This is a genomic window from Lentzea roselyniae (genome assembly GCF_039537795.1).
Classification (GTDB): domain Bacteria; phylum Actinomycetota; class Actinomycetes; order Mycobacteriales; family Pseudonocardiaceae; genus Lentzea; species Lentzea atacamensis.
Map to the genome: position 1 here is coordinate 114,937 of NZ_BAABBE010000001.1, position 14,671 is coordinate 129,607.

Sequence of the window (14,671 nt, forward strand, 5' to 3'; positions counted from 1 at the left end):
TCCTCCTTGATCAAAGATGAGTACTACTCGTCCTGCTCGGACTTTTCGTGCGCGATGAGCTCGTTGAGCCACCGCACTTCGCGCTCGGTGCTTTCCAGGCCCTGCCTGTGCAGCTCACGGGTGTAGCGGTCGATCTGCTCACCCGTGCGCGTGAGCCGCTCGCGGAGTCCCTCCCTGCGTTCCTCGACACACCGTCGCCGACCTTCCAGGATGCGCATCCTGACGTCGGCCGGCGTGCGTGAGAAGAACGCCAGGTGGACTCCGAACGAGTCGTCGTCCCAGGTCTGCGGCCCCGCGTTGGCCAGGAGTTCGGCGAACCGCTCCTTGCCTTCCGGAGTCAGCTTGTAGACCTTGCGAGCCCGACGTCCCCAAGAAAGAGCCGACTCCTCCGGCCCCTCCTCCACGATCAGGCCCGCACGTTGGAGTCGCCGCAATGTTGGGTACAGCGATCCGTAGGAGAACGCGCGAAACGCTCCGAGCAGGTCGTGCAAGCGCTTGCGCAGCTCGTAGCCGTGCATGGGCGCCTCGTGCAGCAGGCCGAGCAGCGCGAACTCGAACACGAGTCACCTCCTCGCACCTGCACCGATAGGTGAGGTGATTATATCGCCGCGATACATCGTTCGCCCCTCTTCAGTGTGGGATGTGGCACACCGTCATATCGCCTCGGCTTGCGATGCCCTGAACGGCCCACCGGTGGCGAGCGGGCGGCACGTACTCTGGTCACGTGTTGACCCAACGGCAGGTGGTGGACTATTCGCTGCAGCGGCGTGCGCTGCTGGCGGAGGTCTACGCCGGCCGCACGGGCACCATGGAGGTCTGCGACGCGTCCCCGTACCTGCTGCGAGCTGCGAAGTTCCACGGAACGGCGACCGAAGTGCCATGCCCGGTGTGCCGGAAGGAACCCCTCACGCACGTGTCGTGGGTTTACGGCGACGAGCTCAAGCACGCGACCGGTTCTGCGCGGACACCTGAAGAACTGGTGAAGATGGCGACCCTCTTCGACGAGTTCACCGTGTACGTGGTTGAAGTCTGTCGCACGTGCAGTTGGAACCACCTGGTGCAGTCATACGTCCTGGGGAAGCGTGGACTGGAAAAGCCACGCAGGAGGACTGCGGCGGAATGACCCACAGGTGACACTGCTCCGGATGAAGTACGACCACCGAACCGTGTGCTGATGCACGCCGGTCTGGGAGGCCTTTTCACGTGAACGACCAGCATGATGACAGGCAGCGCGGAGGCGAGCCGCAATGGCCGACCGGCGATGACCCGGACGGCGGCGGTACGAGGCGCGATGTCCCGAGTCAGCCACGACCGGGCACCCCGCCCGGCGGTTTCGCGCGCCCTCCCCAGGGTGGCACGCCACCCGGCGGTTTCCCACAGCAGCAGCCCCCACGCCGCCCGAACGGACCAGGCGGTCCCCAGGGCGGCCCGGGGCGTCCACCGGGGCCCGTGAACGGTCCCGGCGGCCCTCAGGGCGGTCCTGGCGGCCGTCCCCCCACACCTCCAGGAGGCATGCCCATGGCACCGCCTCCTCCCGGCGGTCGTCGCCCCGGTGGCCCGAACGGTCCGGGTGGCCCTCAGGGCGGCCCTGGCGGTCCCGGTCGTCCCGCCGTGCCTCCGCGCAGTCCGGGCGAGGAACGGACCACGCAGCTGCCGCCCGTCAACCGGCCGACGCAGCGCGAGCCCGACCTGCTGACGCACCGCGAGCCCGAGGACGAGTTCCTGCTCGCGGGTGGCATGGACGACGACGATTACTACGACGACGACGAGCCGGAGCTCACCGAAGAGGAGGAGCGCCGCCTGCGTAAGAAGAAGATCTGGAAGCGCATCCGAATCGGCGCTTTCGTCGCACTCGGCCTGATGATCCTCGGTCCTGTGATCGCGGTCGCCGTCGCGTACCCGCTGGTCGACTGGCCGAAGCCGGAGCAGATCGCGGCGGAGCAGAACAAGACGATCACGCTGCAGTACGCCGACGGCAGCGAGATGACCAAGATCACCGCTCCCGGTGAGAACCGGACGATGCTGACGTACGAGGAGATTCCCGACAACGTCAAGCACGCGGTGCTCGCGGCCGAGGACAAGAACTTCTACGACAACCCCGGCTTCGACTACCGGGCGATCATTCGCGCGGTCTGGATCCAGGCGACCGGCGGCAACAGTGGTGGTTCCGGTCTGACGCAGCAGTACATCAAGAAGGCGACGCGCAACGAGGAAGCGACGCTGACTCGTAAGTTCACCGAGCTCGTCAAGGCCTACAAGATGAGCAACGAGTCGGACCACAACACGATCCTCACCGCGTACCTCAACACCGTGTACTTCGGCCGCGGCGCGAACGGCTTCAAGGCCGCGGCGCAGGTCTACTACAAGAAGGAGATGAAGGACCTCACTCCTTCCGAGGCCGCGCTGATCGCCGCGATGATCCAGACGCCGTCCTGGTCCGAGGACAAGGAGCACTCCCAGAAGCAGTGGAAGTACGTGATGGGCCAGATGCTCCAGAAGAACTGGATCGACCAGGCCTACTACGACTCCCAGGAGTGGCCGAAGCCGCTGCCCTTCGCCGAGACCCAGCCGAAGTCGCTCGACGGCCCGCGCGGCCTGATCGTCGACCAGGTTCAGCAGGCTCTCGACGAGGAGAAGACCGACGTCACGTTCGAGCAGGCGCAGAAGACCGGCGTCACGATCCAGACGACGATCGACCCGAAGATGCAGGCCGCGGCCGAGGAGGCCGTGGACGAGGTCATGATCAAGGGCGGTCAGCCGGAGGCGTTGAAGACGTCGCTGACGGCGATCGACCCGGCCACGGGTGCGGTCCGCGCGTACTGGGGCGGCCGTGACGGCCGTGGTTCCTTCGACTACGCCAAGGGCACGCTGCAGGAACCCGGCTCGTCGTTCAAGCCGTTCGACCTGGTCGCCGCCTTGCAGGACGGCAAGGGCATCGGCACGACCTACGACGGCTCGTCCCCGCGCCAGTTCGGCAACGGCAACAGCAAGGTCACGATCCGCAACGCGAGCGCGGCCCCGAACTGCCAGAAGGACTGCCCCGTCAAGGAAGCGATGATCCTGTCGTTGAACACCGTGTTCTACGACATGGTCCTCAACGACGTCGGCATCAAACCGACCGTGAACGCGGCGCACCAGGCAGGCATCCCGCAGCAGGTCAACCTCAACGACGGCCAGGGCGTGCGCAAGCTCCTGGTCGGTGAGGACGGCGGCACTCCGAACGCCGGTATCGCGCTGGGCGGTGACCAGGCTCGCGTCCGGCCGTTCGACATGGCGTCGGCGTACGCGACGTTCGCCGCACGAGGTGTCTACCGCGCGCCGTTCTTCATCATGAAGATCACCGGCCCGGACGGCGGCGTGCTCTACCAGCACGTGGACAAGCCGCTCTCGGCGTTCGATCCTGACCAGACGAAGAGCCAGGACATCGCCGACAACGTCACCGAGGTGCTGAAGGAGATCCCGAAGCGCTCGTCGATCGCCTGTGCGCAGAACCGGGAGTGCGCCGGCAAGACCGGTACGCACGAGCTCGACCCGAACGTGGCGCCGGGCAACAGGATCGGCCTGAACTCCAAGGCCTGGATGGTGGGCTACACGCCGTCGATCTCCGCGTCGGTGTGGATCGGCCGCAACGAGGGCAGCCAGCCGATCATGGACAAGTCCGGCGCCAACATCTCGGGTGCCGGTCTGCCGGGCAAGATCTGGCAGACGTTCATGAACAAGGCGCTGGCCGGGACGCAGATGGAGAAGTTCGCGAAGCCGAAGCCGATCGGCCAGTTCACCCCGCCGGTGAAGTCGGCCCCGCCTTCGTCGAGCCAGCCGCCCTCCTCTGAGCCGCAGAGGTCGACCGAGCCGACGAGGCCGAGCCAGACCAGGCCGACGGAGCCGGAGGAGCCCTGTCAGGGCTTCCTGTGCCCCAACCCGACGGGCGTCCCGAAGCCGACCACGACGACGCCGAAACCCGGTCCGGGTGATGGCCGAAATCCCGGGGACACGTAGTACCCAAGACAGCTGAGAGGGCCTGGTGCGTTGTGCACCAGGCCCTCTTCGCATGTGCGGAGCTTTCACGCGGATGAACGGAGAAAAGGGCGATGTTGTCAAAACGGTCCGCGTGATCGGCTGGTCGCTGCTGGGTGCCGTAGTCATGTACGTGTGGGGCTTCCTCAACGCGCTCTCGGTGCCCGACATCGAAGAGGTGTGCCACAGGTACAACCAGCCCTGGGAGTTCGACCCCGACCACAGGGAGTCGCTGTTCCCGCTCTCGAATCCCTGCAACCCGTCGTCCTACGACCTCGTCCCGCCCTATGTGAACCCGATGTTCTTCGCCCTCCTGGCGTCAACGGTCGTGTTCACCGTCATCGCAGTCGTGCAGAGAGTTCGCAGGGAGAAGACATGACGTGCACACCGTCGGTCCGGGATGTTGACCACGGCGAAACGGTCTTGGCCGTAACATCCGCGACGTGCCCAGCAGCCCTGCCGAGCTTCCCGCCGAGGACACCGACTCGCTCACTCACGAGGATCGGGTCGCCCCCACCTGGACCGAGTCGCTCGCCCGCACCCTGAGCAGACCGTTCGGCGGTCCGCTCGGCGAGCACGCGCAGGTCGGCAGGAACTACTTCTGGACGGCGCTGCGGGTGATCCTGCTGCTCGCCGTGCTGACGTTGCTGGCGGGCTGGGTGCAGAAGTCGCCGTGCATCCAGCAGTACGTCGACGAAAAGGGCCAGATTCAGCTGGACTGGCGGGGGAGCAGGCAGTTCACCGCGCTCTGCTACTCGGACACCGTGCCGCTCTACACCGCGGAACGGCTCGACCAGCGCGGATCCTTCCCGTACATCACGTCGTGGAAGGACGACGAGGGCAAGCCGACCGAGCACGTCCGGTACATGGAGTACCCGGTCGTCACCGGCATCTTCCAGTGGCTCAACGCGCGCGTGGCCCAGGGCCTGGTGGCGTTGGTGCCGGGCCTGCCGATGACGGTGATCGTCTACTTCAACGTCACGGCGTTCTGGCTCGCCGTGGCGTGGCTCGTGACAGTGTTCTCCGTTGCGCGCATCGCCCGGCGGAGAATGTGGGACGCCGCGATCGCCGCGGTGTCGCCGTTGGTCATCGTCCACGCGTTCACGAACTTCGACACGATCGCGACGGCGTTCGCCACGGCCGGTCTGCTGGCGTGGGCGCGGAAGAAACCGGTGCTCGCCGGTGTGCTGCTGGGCCTGGGTGGCGCGGCGAAGCTCTACCCGTTGTTCCTGCTCGGGCCGTTGCTGCTGCTGTGCTGGCGTTCTGGCCGGGTGAAGGCCGGACTCACCACCACTGCGTCAGCCATCGGGGCGTGGGCGCTCGTCAACGCGCCGGTCGCGTTGAACCCGGCCTCGCACACGGGGTGGAAGGAGTTCTTCCGCCTCAACACCGAGCGCAACGCCGACCCTGACACGATCTACAACGTTCTGACGCAGTGGACGGGGTGGCAGGGCTTCGACCCCGGACTGACGCAGGGGCAGGCGCCGACGGTCCTCAACACCGTCAGCTCGGTGCTGTTCCTCGTCTGTTGTGCCGGCATCGCCTACGTCGCACTGAGCGCGCCGACCAGGCCGCGGCTCGCGCAGCTCGCGTTCCTCGTCGTGGCGGCGTTCCTGCTGACGAACAAGGTGTGGAGCCCGCAGTACTCGCTGTGGCTGGTGCCGCTGGCGGTGCTCGCGTTGCCGCGCTGGAAGCTGCTGCTGGCGTGGATGGCGCTCGACGCGCTCGTGTGGGTGCCGCGGATGTACTTCTACCTCGGCACGGACAACAAGGGACTGCCGATCGACTGGTTCCTCGGCGCCGTGCTGCTGCGAGACGCGGCGGTCATCGGGCTGTGCGTGATCATCCTGAAGGAGATCTACCACCCGGAGCGCGACCTCGTCCGGGCGTCGGGCGACGAGGACCCGCTGGCCGGCGTCCTGGCCGACGCACCGGACCGGCAGATCGTCACACCCGCACGACGCGAGCCATTGCACCGTATGCGGCCCCGTTCGGATGCAGGTGATCACCGGAGTCGAACTCCGGACGCAGTCTGAGCGGGCCGGCGGGGTCGCGCAGGACGGCGTCGAAGTCGATCGCGTCGGGGAAGGTGGCGCGGATCCAGTCGTTCGTCCGCTGGCGCTGCCGTTCCCGCTCCTCGGTCCAGTTCACCCAGCCGCGCCACGGGGTGAGCGTGCCGACGAGCACCTGCACGCCCTCGTTGCGGCACCGCAGCACGATGGTGCGGAGGCCCGCGATGACGTTCTCCGCGCTGACGCCGTTCTGGATGTCGTTGATGCCGCCCAGCAGGACGACCTTGCGGACCTCGTCGCTGTAGACGACGTCGCGGTAGACGCGAGTGATCATCGGGGCGTCGCCGAACACGACGCCGTTGCCGCTGATGCCCGCGTTCAGCACGGCGTGGTCGCTCTTCACCAGCGACGGCCAGGTGCCCTCCCAGTCGCCCTCGGTGATCGAGTCTCCGAACATCACCGCTGCTCCCGGCGCCGTGAAGCCCGCGACCTCGACCGCGGACACGAGGCAGACGTGCGAGCGCGCGGACGTGATCGTGCGGTACGCGCGCGCCTGGCAGGGCGTGCCGGCCGGGGTGTACGTGCTGATCTCCAGCGTGGTCGTCACGGTCAGCTGCACGGCGTCGCTGTAGACCTCGTCGCGCGGCCTGATCGTGACGCCGCGGGAGCGTCCGAACGTCAGCTGCCGCGACTCGCCGTTCGCGGTGACGGTGACCTGCTCGACGCGGACCGGCCTGATGCCCATGAGGTTCGACAGGCGGATGCGGACGGACGTGCCGCCCGCGCTGAGGTCGACCGTCGTGCGCACGCTCTGGTCCGGCACGGAGGCGGAGAGCGTCGGCACGGCCTGCCACACGGGCAGCCAGCGGATCGCCTCCGACCGCTCGTGCGATCCGGAGGCGCCGCAGACCAGCAGCAGCGTCAGGACGATGATCACCCTCACGCGTGAAGTCTGCGGCGAGTCAGCTCTTCGCTGCTACAGCTCCGCGGATGAAATTCGTGTCGTCGTGGTCGTCCTCGGTGACGTCACGAGCCTTGAGGAACACCACGAACAGCGCCACGAGCAGTGCTGCCCGGCCCCACACGCCGATCATGACGGCCTGTGCGGAGAAGCTGTCGTAGATCCCGGCGGGCTGACCGAACTCGATCGCCCAGAACCAGCGGAAGATCCCGATGCCCATCGCCAGGTCGACCGCGAAGTACGCGAACGCCCACATCAGCCGGACGCGCAGCAGGACCAGGAACGGCACCAGCCACAGCGTGTACTGCGGTGAGTGGACCTTGTGCAGGAGCATGAAGCCGCACAGCATCGCGCCCGACACCGCGATCCACGGGTAGCTGCCCTCGCGCCGGAACCGCAGCCAGCCGTAGCCGGCCGCGATCGCGAACGAGATCAGGATCGTGATCGGCGAGATGACGCCGACCAGCGACTGCATCGCGTCGTCGCCGATGAACGGCCGCAGGCCCCAGTACCAGATCGAGTTCGTGGTGATGTCGACCCGGCGCAGCTGCTGGAACTCGAACGACGCGAGCCAGCCGTCGTAGCCGGCGACCGCGAACGGCAGGTTCACCAGCACGACCGTGATGATCGAGGCGAGCCCGACCTTGATCGCGCCGGCGATGTCGGCCTTCTTGCCCTCCGGCAGTTCCCGGCCGCGCCAGCCACCGGTGGCGACGAAGAGCATCAGCGGCAGCACGAAGGCGGCCGGGTAGACCTTGAACGCGAACCCCAGGCCCAGCAGGACGGATGCGATGGTCGCCCGATCGACCAGTGGCCGGTTCCAGCGGTGCACGACGTAGACCGCGGCCGCCGAACACAGCACGACCGGCAGGTCCCAGTTGTGGAACGCGTAGAGGATCAGCGGTGGCCCGATCGCCCACAGCAACGCGCGCCAGCGGGCGAGCTTGCCCAGGATCCAGCCCGTGAGCAGGCCGAACGGCGCCATCAGCAGCGAGGAGAAGAGCAGGTACTCCGCGTCGTTGTGCGCGAAGATCGCTCCCGCCCAGATCACCAGGCCGGTGAGCACCGGGTACTCGACGGAGCCGCCGACGAGGATGCCCTTGTCGTTGATGCCGCCGTCGACGTACGGGAAGACGTGCCGGTCGATGTCGCGCCCGATCCAGAGGTGCTGGATGTCGGAGTAGCAGACCTCTTGCTTGTTGCGCTCGTCGTAGTCGGGCTGCGTGCGGCCCCACTGGTCGAACGCGGGACCGGTGCAGCGGTCCTTGTTGATGAAGCCCAGCAGCAGCGTGAGCCCGCACAGCAGCACGAGCACGGCGGCGGCCGGCCTGCCGAAGCGGTTCGCGAAACGCCCCGCGTCGTCACGCTCGGGCGTCACGCTCACCACCTCGTGCACGGTCTTCACCGGCCGGCGTGATCGCGCAGGTACGCGATGTCGGCGGCCTGGCCCTCGTCCGGTGTCTCCACCACGACCGGGCATCCTGCGCTCGCGGCGACGGCCACGAGCTGATCGGCGTCGATGGTGCCAGTCTTGATGTTGTCGTGCCGATCGCGCGAGGAACCGAACTCGTCGCGTGAGCTGTTGAGGTGCACCAGGTCGATGCGACCGGTGATCGCTTTCACCCGATCGACGATGCCGACGAGGTCCTCACCCGCGGCGAACGCGTGGCAGGTGTCGAGGCAGAAGCCCGCGCCGAACTCGCCGACCGCGTCCCACAGCATCTTGAGGGAGTCGAAGGTGCGGGCCATGGCGTTGTCGCCGCCCGCGGTGTTCTCGATCAGGATCGGGACCGCGAAGCCGCCCTCGGCGACCTGCCGCTCGAAGAACTTGCGCCAGTTCGCGAAGCCGTCCGCCGGGTCCTCGCCCTTGGTGACGTGGCCGCCGTGCACGATCAGGCCCTTCGCGCCCACCGTCGCGGCGGCCTCGGCGTGCTGGATCACGTTCTTCCTGGACGGAATCCGGATCTTGTTGTTCAGCGACGCAATGTTGATCATGTACGGGGCGTGGATGAACACCTCCAGATCGGAGGCGAGCAGTGCCTCCGTCTGCGGGTGCGGCTTCGGCTTCTTCCAGCCCTGCGGATCGGACAGGAAGAACTGGACGACCTCGGCCCCGCGTTCGGCCGCGGCGCCGACCGGGTCGTCGTCGCGAACATGGGCCCCGATGCGCATGGACTAGGAGGGTAGTCGTCGTCCATAACGACATCGCAGCCGCCGCCGATAGGAGTAATTGCGAAAACTGGGGATGGCCTGCGTCACGACCAGGACCTACGGTCGTTACTACTACAGAGTAGGAAAGGAGTTCACATGCGACTGCTGAGCGTCACCGCCGCGACGCTGCTGGCGCTGACCTCCGCCTCCGTGGGCGTGGTTCCGGCCACCGCAGCCGAGCCCATCGTCGTGGGCAGTTGTGCCACGAGCGTGCAGGGCACGCCGGGAACTCCGGTCTCGCTCAGTCCCAACGCGGTGCTCCAGCCGGTGACCGACCTCGTGCGCGCTGTGCCGTTGCTCGGCCCGCCGCTCGTCGAGCCGTTCAAGCAGTCGTTCTCGCAGGTCAAGCCCATGCCGATCGGTGCGGTGCAGACCGGTACGACGACCATCAGCGGTGCCACGATCGCGAACGCCGTGATGGCCGAGCTGGTGAAGCTCCCGCTGCTCGGACCGATCATCGGGACGCTCGACAAGACCGTTCGCGCGACGCTGACCAGCGGTTGCCAGGTCGTCGTGACGGGGGTGAACCAGGTCGCGGCGCCGGTCCAGGACGGCAGCAAGGCGATCGCGGACGCCTCGCAGCAGGCGGTCGGTGGCATCCAGGCCCCGAAGCCGCCCGCCGGGCAGCCCCAGCCCCAGCCGCAGCCGGGCACGCCGCCCGGTCAGCCGGGTGTGAGTCCCGGCACACCGGGAACGCCGCAGGGCGCCCCGAACAACCGCGACTTCTCCCTCTACCCGCTCGGCACGAACTTCGGCCGCGTGCCTCTGTTCAGCTACGGCTCGCTGCCGTTCGCGATGCCCGGCCTCTACTCGCCGTCGCCCGGCGTGCGGTACGGCTCGCAGGTTCCCCGCGCCTCCAACAGAAACGGCCTCGACGGCGACCCGGTCCAGGCCGCCGGTCGCGCGACCGCGCTGCCCCGGCTCGGCGGACCGGGTGGCGTCGGCGTCCCGGTGCTGCTCGCGGTGCTGATGCTGGCCTGCGTGACGGGCGCGCTGGTGCGGACCTGGGTGCTCCGCCGCACCCCTGCGTAGTCGCCGGACGCGCTCTGTTACCCTTCTTCAGTTGCTGACGCGACGACCCTCCTGCCACGGAGAGCCCGTGGCCGCGAGTCCACAGGAGGTGAGTGGTCCTCATGCGTCATTACGAAGTGATGGTCATCCTCGACCCCAGCCTTGACGAGCGCACGATCGCGCCGTCTCTCGACACGTTCCTCAACGTCATCCGCACCACGGGCGGCAACGTTGAGAAGGTCGAGGTGTGGGGCAAGCGCCGGCTGAGCTTTGAGATCAACAAGAACACCGAGGGTATCTACGCGGTGCTCGACCTGACCTCGACTCCCGACGCGGTGAAGGAACTGGACCGCCAGCTCGGTCTGCAGGAGACGGTGCTCCGGACGAAGGTCCTGCGCCGCGAGCCCGCCAAGTCGGCCGTCAAGGCCTGACGAACCTCAATCAGGGGAGCTCCCAAGACATGGCTGGTGAGACGACGATCACGGTGGTCGGGAACCTGACCGCCGACCCGGAACTCCGCTTCACCCAGAGCGGTGCCGCGGTGGCGTCCTTCACGGTCGCCTCCACGCCCCGCACCTTCGACCGCCAGTCCGGCGAGTGGAAGGACGGCGAAGCGCTGTTCCTGCGGTGCAACGTGTGGCGGCAGGTCGCCGAGAACGTGGCCGAGTCGCTCACCCGCGGTTCGCGCGTGCTCGTCTCCGGACGGCTGCGCCAGCGTTCCTTCGAGACGAAGGAAGGCGAGAAGCGCACCGTCGTGGAGCTTGAGGTCGACGAGATCGGCCCCTCGCTGCGCTACGCGACCGCGAAGGTCAACAAGGTCAGCCGTGGAGACGGCGGCGGTGGCGGCGGCTTCGGCGGCGGTCCCTCGCAGTCTCGTGGCGGTGGCGCCCCCGCTGACGACCCGTGGGGTTCCGCCCCGCCGGCCGGCTCGGGTGGCGGCTTCGCCGACGAGCCCCCCTTCTAGACCGCTGCACCGGTCATCCAGAACCTGATCACTGCGTATTCCAGGAGTTAGAGACACATGGCCAAGCCGCCTGTGCGCAAGCCCAAGAAGAAGGTTTGCGCCTTCTGCAAGGACAAGAGCGCGAGCCTGATCGACTACAAGGACACGACGCTGCTTCGGAAGTTCATCTCCGACCGCGGCAAGATCCGTGCCCGCCGTGTCACCGGCAACTGCTCGCAGCACCAGCGCGACGTCGCTGTTGCCGTGAAGAACGCCCGTGAGATGGCCCTGCTGCCCTACACCTCGACCGCTCGCTAAGGAAAGGGGACTCAACGATGAAGCTCATCCTCACCGCTGACGTTTCCGGCCTTGGCGCTCCCGGCGACATCGTCGAGGTCAAGGACGGCTACGGCCGCAACTACCTGCTCCCGCGCGGTCTCGCGATCGTCGCGACCCGCGGTGCGCAGAAGCAGATCCAGGTCATCCAGCGCGCGCAGGACACCCGTCGCGTGCGCGACCTGGACCACGCCAAGGAGCTCAAGGCCAAACTCGAGGGCCTGGGTGGCGTGACGCTGACCGCGAAGGCTGCGGCCGGCTCGAACAAGCTGTTCGGTTCGATCACCACCGCCGACGTCGCGGCGGCTGTGAAGAAGACCGCGGGCGGTCTCGTCCTGGACAAGCGCGCCATCGAGCTGCCGGGTCACATCAAGACCACCGGCAAGCACTCGGTGACGGTTCGCCTCCACCCCGAGGTCACCGTCGCGCTGCCGCTCGTCGTTACCGCTGCCGAGTAACTCCCGCAACGCGAACCGCGTGTCGTAACCCCCTCGGGGGCATTTCACGCTGGTTGCGATTGCTGAGGCGCCACCTACCCGGAATGCTCCGAGTAGGTGGCGCTTTCGCTCGTTCGGCCCAGCACCGCCCTGTCCACGTCCTGTGGATAACCGATGTGCCCGGCCTGGTCGCGACACGCCGAAGAGGCGGATTCTCGCGACACGCCGAGGCTGTGGCGCACAACTTTTTCCACATGTTGTTCACAGCGTCTGAGCTGCGGTTATTTCCGTCACCCCACCGGTTGTCAACAGGTTGTCCCCAGCGGCTCCACCCCTGTGGGCAACCATCCACAGGTTGTCCCCCAGTTGTCCACAGGGCGATCCACACGCTGGTTTGCTTGCTCCGGACGGGTCCCTCTAGCGTCGCGACTCGGGCGATCACCATCGCACAGCGTGGCCGCCCGGAATTGTCGGTGTCGCGCTGTACAACTAGGGGACAGACACCGGCTCTCGACTCTTCGCAGGGGTGATTTGGCAGTGGCGCTGGTGGACGACCGGGGTATGGCGGAACCCGGATTCGAGCGTCAGCCGCCGCAGGACCTCGCAGCCGAGCAGTCGGTGCTGGGCGGCATGCTGCTGTCCAAGGACGCCATCGCGGACGTCATCGAGGCCCTCGCGCCCAACGACTTCTACCGCCCGGCACACCAGGCGATCTACGACTGCATCCTCGACCTGTACGGCCGCGGCGAGCCCGCCGACCCGATCACCATCTCCGCCGAGCTCGAGCGCCGCGGCGAACTGCTGCGCGTGGGTGGCGCCCCGTACCTGCACACGTTGATCGCGACGGTGCCGACGGCCGCGAACGCCGGCTACTACGCCGAGATCGTGGCCGAGAAGGCGGTGCTGCGCCGTCTGGTGGAGGCGGGAACGCGCATCGTGCAGCTCGGCTACAACGGTGCCGAGGGCGCGGACGTCGACGAGGTGGTCGACCGCGCACAGGCGGCGATCTACGAGGTCACCGACCGCCGCACGACCGAGGACTACGTGGCGCTGGAAGACCTGCTCCAGCCGACGATGGACGAGATCGACGCGATCGCGTCGCGCGGCGGCATCTCGCAGGGCATCCCGACCGGCTTCGCCGACCTCGACGAGCTGACGAACGGCCTGCACGGCGGCCAGATGATCATCGTCGCCGCCCGTCCCGGTGTCGGCAAGGCGCTGGCCCTCGACACCCCGCTGCCCACGCCCTCGGGCTGGACCACCATGGGTTCGGTCTCGGTCGGCGACTTCCTGATGGGCGCGGACGGCCGCCCGACGCGCGTCGTCGCCGCGACCGAGGTGATGACCGGCCGCCCGTGCTTCGAGGTCGAGTTCTCCGACGGCGCGGTGATCGTGGCCGACGCCGAGCACCAGTGGCTCACGGAGTCGTGCAGCGAGACCGGCGGCTTCTGGGCGATCCGCACCACCGCGCAGCTGTTCCAGCGCGTCGGCGTGTGCCGCGTGTTCGTGCGCATGTCGGCGGCGTGGGAGCTGCCCACCGCCTCGTTGCCGCTGTCCCCGCGCGCGCTCGGTCGTTTCCTGTCCGGCCTGGGCGACCTGGAGCTGACCGACGAAGAGCTGCGCGTGGCCAAGGACCTGGACCTGGCCGACGACCCGCACATCCCCGCCGCGTACCTGCGGGCCTCCCGCAAGCAGCGCGAGGAACTGCTGGCGGCACTGCAGATCGACGGCCGGTTCGCCCGCCTGCGCCGCGACGTCGACGAGCTGATCGCGGGCCTGGGCCGGCACGACCAGGTGGAGATCGTCGCGGTACGCCCCGTCGCGTCCGTGCCGGTACGGTGCGTGGAGGTCGACAACCACGACCACCTCTACCTCGCGGGCAAGACGATGATCCCGACCCACAACTCGACGCTGGGCCTCGACTTCGCCCGCTCGTGCTCGGTGAAGCACGGCCTGACCAGCGCCATCTTCAGCCTGGAGATGAGCCGCACTGAGATCGTCATGCGCATGCTCTCCGCCGAGGCCCGCATCCGCCTCGGCGACATGCGAGGCGGCAAGATGAGCGACGACGACTGGACCCGCCTGGCCCGCCGCATGAGCGAGATCAGCGAGGCGCCGCTGTTCGTCGACGACAGCCCGAACCTGACCATGATGGAGATCCGCGCCAAGGCCCGCCGCCTCAAGCAGCGCCACGACCTGAAGCTGATGGTCGTCGACTACCTCCAGCTGATGAGCTCAGGCAAGAAGTCCGAGTCCCGCCAGCAGGAAGTCTCGGAGTTCTCCCGCTCGCTGAAGCTGATCGCCAAGGAGCTCCACGTCCCGGTCATCGCGATCTCCCAGCTGAACCGCGGCCCCGAGCAACGAACCGACAAGCGCCCGATGCTGTCCGACCTCCGCGAGTCCGGCTCCCTCGAACAGGACGCCGACATGGTCATCCTGATCAACCGCCCGGACGCGTGGGAACGCGACGACCCGCGCGCGGGCGAGGCCGACCTGATCATCGCCAAGCACCGTGCCGGCCCGACCGCGACCATCACCGTGGCGCACCAGCTGCACTACAGCCGCTTCACCGACCTGGCCCAGGCCTAGCGCTCAGGCGCGTGGCACGAACCTGGCGACCCCGTCGCCGACAGCGACGTGCCAGTGCAGGTGCTTGTTGTGCTGTTCGTCGCCCAGCGTGGTGAGCACCTGGCAGCCGCCGTGCTGGTCGACAGCCAGCGCGGTCGAGCACTACACCTTGCCCGAA

At 67.8% G+C, this 14,671-nt stretch carries 14 protein-coding genes; 10 read left to right on the forward strand and 4 right to left on the reverse strand.

The features are described from left to right. Window positions 1-23: 23 nt before the first annotated feature. Entirely contained in the window at window positions 24-560 is a 537-nt protein-coding gene (locus ABFX45_RS00585) for a PadR family transcriptional regulator (RefSeq protein WP_109629886.1), read from the reverse strand. Between the two features lie 164 nt (window positions 561-724). Here ABFX45_RS00585 and ABFX45_RS00590 point away from each other — a divergent pair, with 164 nt between their 5' ends. The 4 genes from ABFX45_RS00590 (at window position 725) to ABFX45_RS00605 (ending at window position 6,050) form a co-directional block, all read left to right on the forward strand. Then, the gene (locus ABFX45_RS00590; protein WP_170154698.1) at window positions 725-1,123 is read left to right on the forward strand and encodes a DUF5318 domain-containing protein; all 399 of its coding nucleotides are present in this window, start codon (window positions 725-727) and stop codon (window positions 1,121-1,123) included. 395 nt (window positions 1,124-1,518) lie between these two features. Further along, window positions 1,519-3,996, forward strand: coding sequence for a transglycosylase domain-containing protein (locus ABFX45_RS00595; RefSeq protein WP_346126814.1), 2,478 nt, complete (start codon window positions 1,519-1,521; stop codon window positions 3,994-3,996). A gap of 73 nt (window positions 3,997-4,069) precedes the next feature. Then, entirely contained in the window at window positions 4,070-4,393 is a 324-nt protein-coding gene (locus ABFX45_RS00600; RefSeq protein WP_346126816.1) for a hypothetical protein, read from the forward strand. A 64-nt stretch (window positions 4,394-4,457) separates the two neighbouring features. Then, window positions 4,458-6,050, forward strand: coding sequence for a glycosyltransferase family 87 protein (locus ABFX45_RS00605; protein ID WP_346126819.1), 1,593 nt, complete (start codon window positions 4,458-4,460; stop codon window positions 6,048-6,050). Here ABFX45_RS00605 and ABFX45_RS00610 read toward each other — a convergent pair. Genes ABFX45_RS00610 through ABFX45_RS00620 form a run of 3 tightly spaced genes read right to left on the reverse strand, consistent with a single transcriptional unit; the run spans window position 5,962 to window position 9,159 of the window. Then, window positions 5,962-6,969: a GDSL-type esterase/lipase family protein gene (locus ABFX45_RS00610; RefSeq protein ID WP_346126821.1), complete on the reverse strand. Its 1,008-nt coding sequence runs from the start codon at window positions 6,967-6,969 to the stop codon at window positions 5,962-5,964. The two genes, ABFX45_RS00605 and ABFX45_RS00610, sit on opposite strands and share 89 nt — an antisense overlap. 19 nt (window positions 6,970-6,988) lie before the next feature. Beyond that, window positions 6,989-8,365, reverse strand: coding sequence for a glycosyltransferase family 87 protein (locus ABFX45_RS00615; protein WP_346126823.1), 1,377 nt, complete (start codon window positions 8,363-8,365; stop codon window positions 6,989-6,991). Window positions 8,366-8,388: 23 nt separating this feature from the next. Further along, complete coding sequence (locus tag ABFX45_RS00620) at window positions 8,389-9,159, reverse strand: deoxyribonuclease IV (RefSeq protein ID WP_346126825.1); 771 nt, start codon at window positions 9,157-9,159, stop codon at window positions 8,389-8,391. Window positions 9,160-9,294: 135 nt separating this feature from the next. Between ABFX45_RS00620 and ABFX45_RS00625 the strand changes: the two genes are divergently transcribed. The 6 genes from ABFX45_RS00625 to dnaB all read left to right on the forward strand — a co-directional run bounded on the left by ABFX45_RS00625 (window position 9,295) and on the right by dnaB (window position 14,514). Then, entirely contained in the window at window positions 9,295-10,230 is a 936-nt protein-coding gene (locus ABFX45_RS00625; protein ID WP_346126826.1) for a hypothetical protein, read from the forward strand. Between the two features lie 101 nt (window positions 10,231-10,331). Beyond that, window positions 10,332-10,640 (forward strand): 30S ribosomal protein S6, encoded by a 309-nt coding sequence (rpsF, locus tag ABFX45_RS00630; protein ID WP_081901884.1) that lies wholly within the window; start codon window positions 10,332-10,334, stop codon window positions 10,638-10,640. Window positions 10,641-10,669: 29 nt separating this feature from the next. After that, window positions 10,670-11,173, forward strand: coding sequence for a single-stranded DNA-binding protein (locus ABFX45_RS00635; RefSeq protein ID WP_109629911.1), 504 nt, complete (start codon window positions 10,670-10,672; stop codon window positions 11,171-11,173). A 57-nt stretch (window positions 11,174-11,230) separates the two neighbouring features. Beyond that, complete coding sequence (gene rpsR, locus ABFX45_RS00640; protein ID WP_030480165.1) at window positions 11,231-11,470, forward strand: 30S ribosomal protein S18; 240 nt, start codon at window positions 11,231-11,233, stop codon at window positions 11,468-11,470. A 17-nt stretch (window positions 11,471-11,487) separates the two neighbouring features. Next, on the forward strand, window positions 11,488-11,946 hold the full coding sequence (rplI, locus tag ABFX45_RS00645) for a 50S ribosomal protein L9 (RefSeq protein ID WP_109629914.1): 459 nt from the start codon (window positions 11,488-11,490) through the stop codon (window positions 11,944-11,946). A gap of 609 nt (window positions 11,947-12,555) precedes the next feature. Continuing rightward, window positions 12,556-14,514: a replicative DNA helicase gene (gene dnaB, locus ABFX45_RS00650; RefSeq protein ID WP_407656867.1), complete on the forward strand. Its 1,959-nt coding sequence runs from the start codon at window positions 12,556-12,558 to the stop codon at window positions 14,512-14,514. Window positions 14,515-14,671: the final 157 nt, after the last annotated feature.

Coding starts and splice junctions, on each gene's coding strand:
- ABFX45_RS00595 (WP_346126814.1), top strand. CDS start 1,519: ATGGCACCGCCTCCTCCCGGCGGTCGTCGCCCCGGTGGCCCGAACGGT.
- ABFX45_RS00600 (WP_346126816.1), top strand. CDS start 4,070: ATGAACGGAGAAAAGGGCGATGTTGTCAAAACGGTCCGCGTGATCGGC.
- ABFX45_RS00620 (WP_346126825.1), bottom strand. CDS start 9,159: ATGCGCATCGGGGCCCATGTTCGCGACGACGACCCGGTCGGCGCCGCG.
- ABFX45_RS00625 (WP_346126826.1), top strand. CDS start 9,295: ATGCGACTGCTGAGCGTCACCGCCGCGACGCTGCTGGCGCTGACCTCC.
- rpsF (WP_081901884.1), top strand. CDS start 10,332: ATGCGTCATTACGAAGTGATGGTCATCCTCGACCCCAGCCTTGACGAG.
- ABFX45_RS00635 (WP_109629911.1), top strand. CDS start 10,670: ATGGCTGGTGAGACGACGATCACGGTGGTCGGGAACCTGACCGCCGAC.
- rpsR (WP_030480165.1), top strand. CDS start 11,231: ATGGCCAAGCCGCCTGTGCGCAAGCCCAAGAAGAAGGTTTGCGCCTTC.
- rplI (WP_109629914.1), top strand. CDS start 11,488: ATGAAGCTCATCCTCACCGCTGACGTTTCCGGCCTTGGCGCTCCCGGC.
- dnaB (WP_407656867.1), top strand. CDS start 12,556: ATGCTGCTGTCCAAGGACGCCATCGCGGACGTCATCGAGGCCCTCGCG.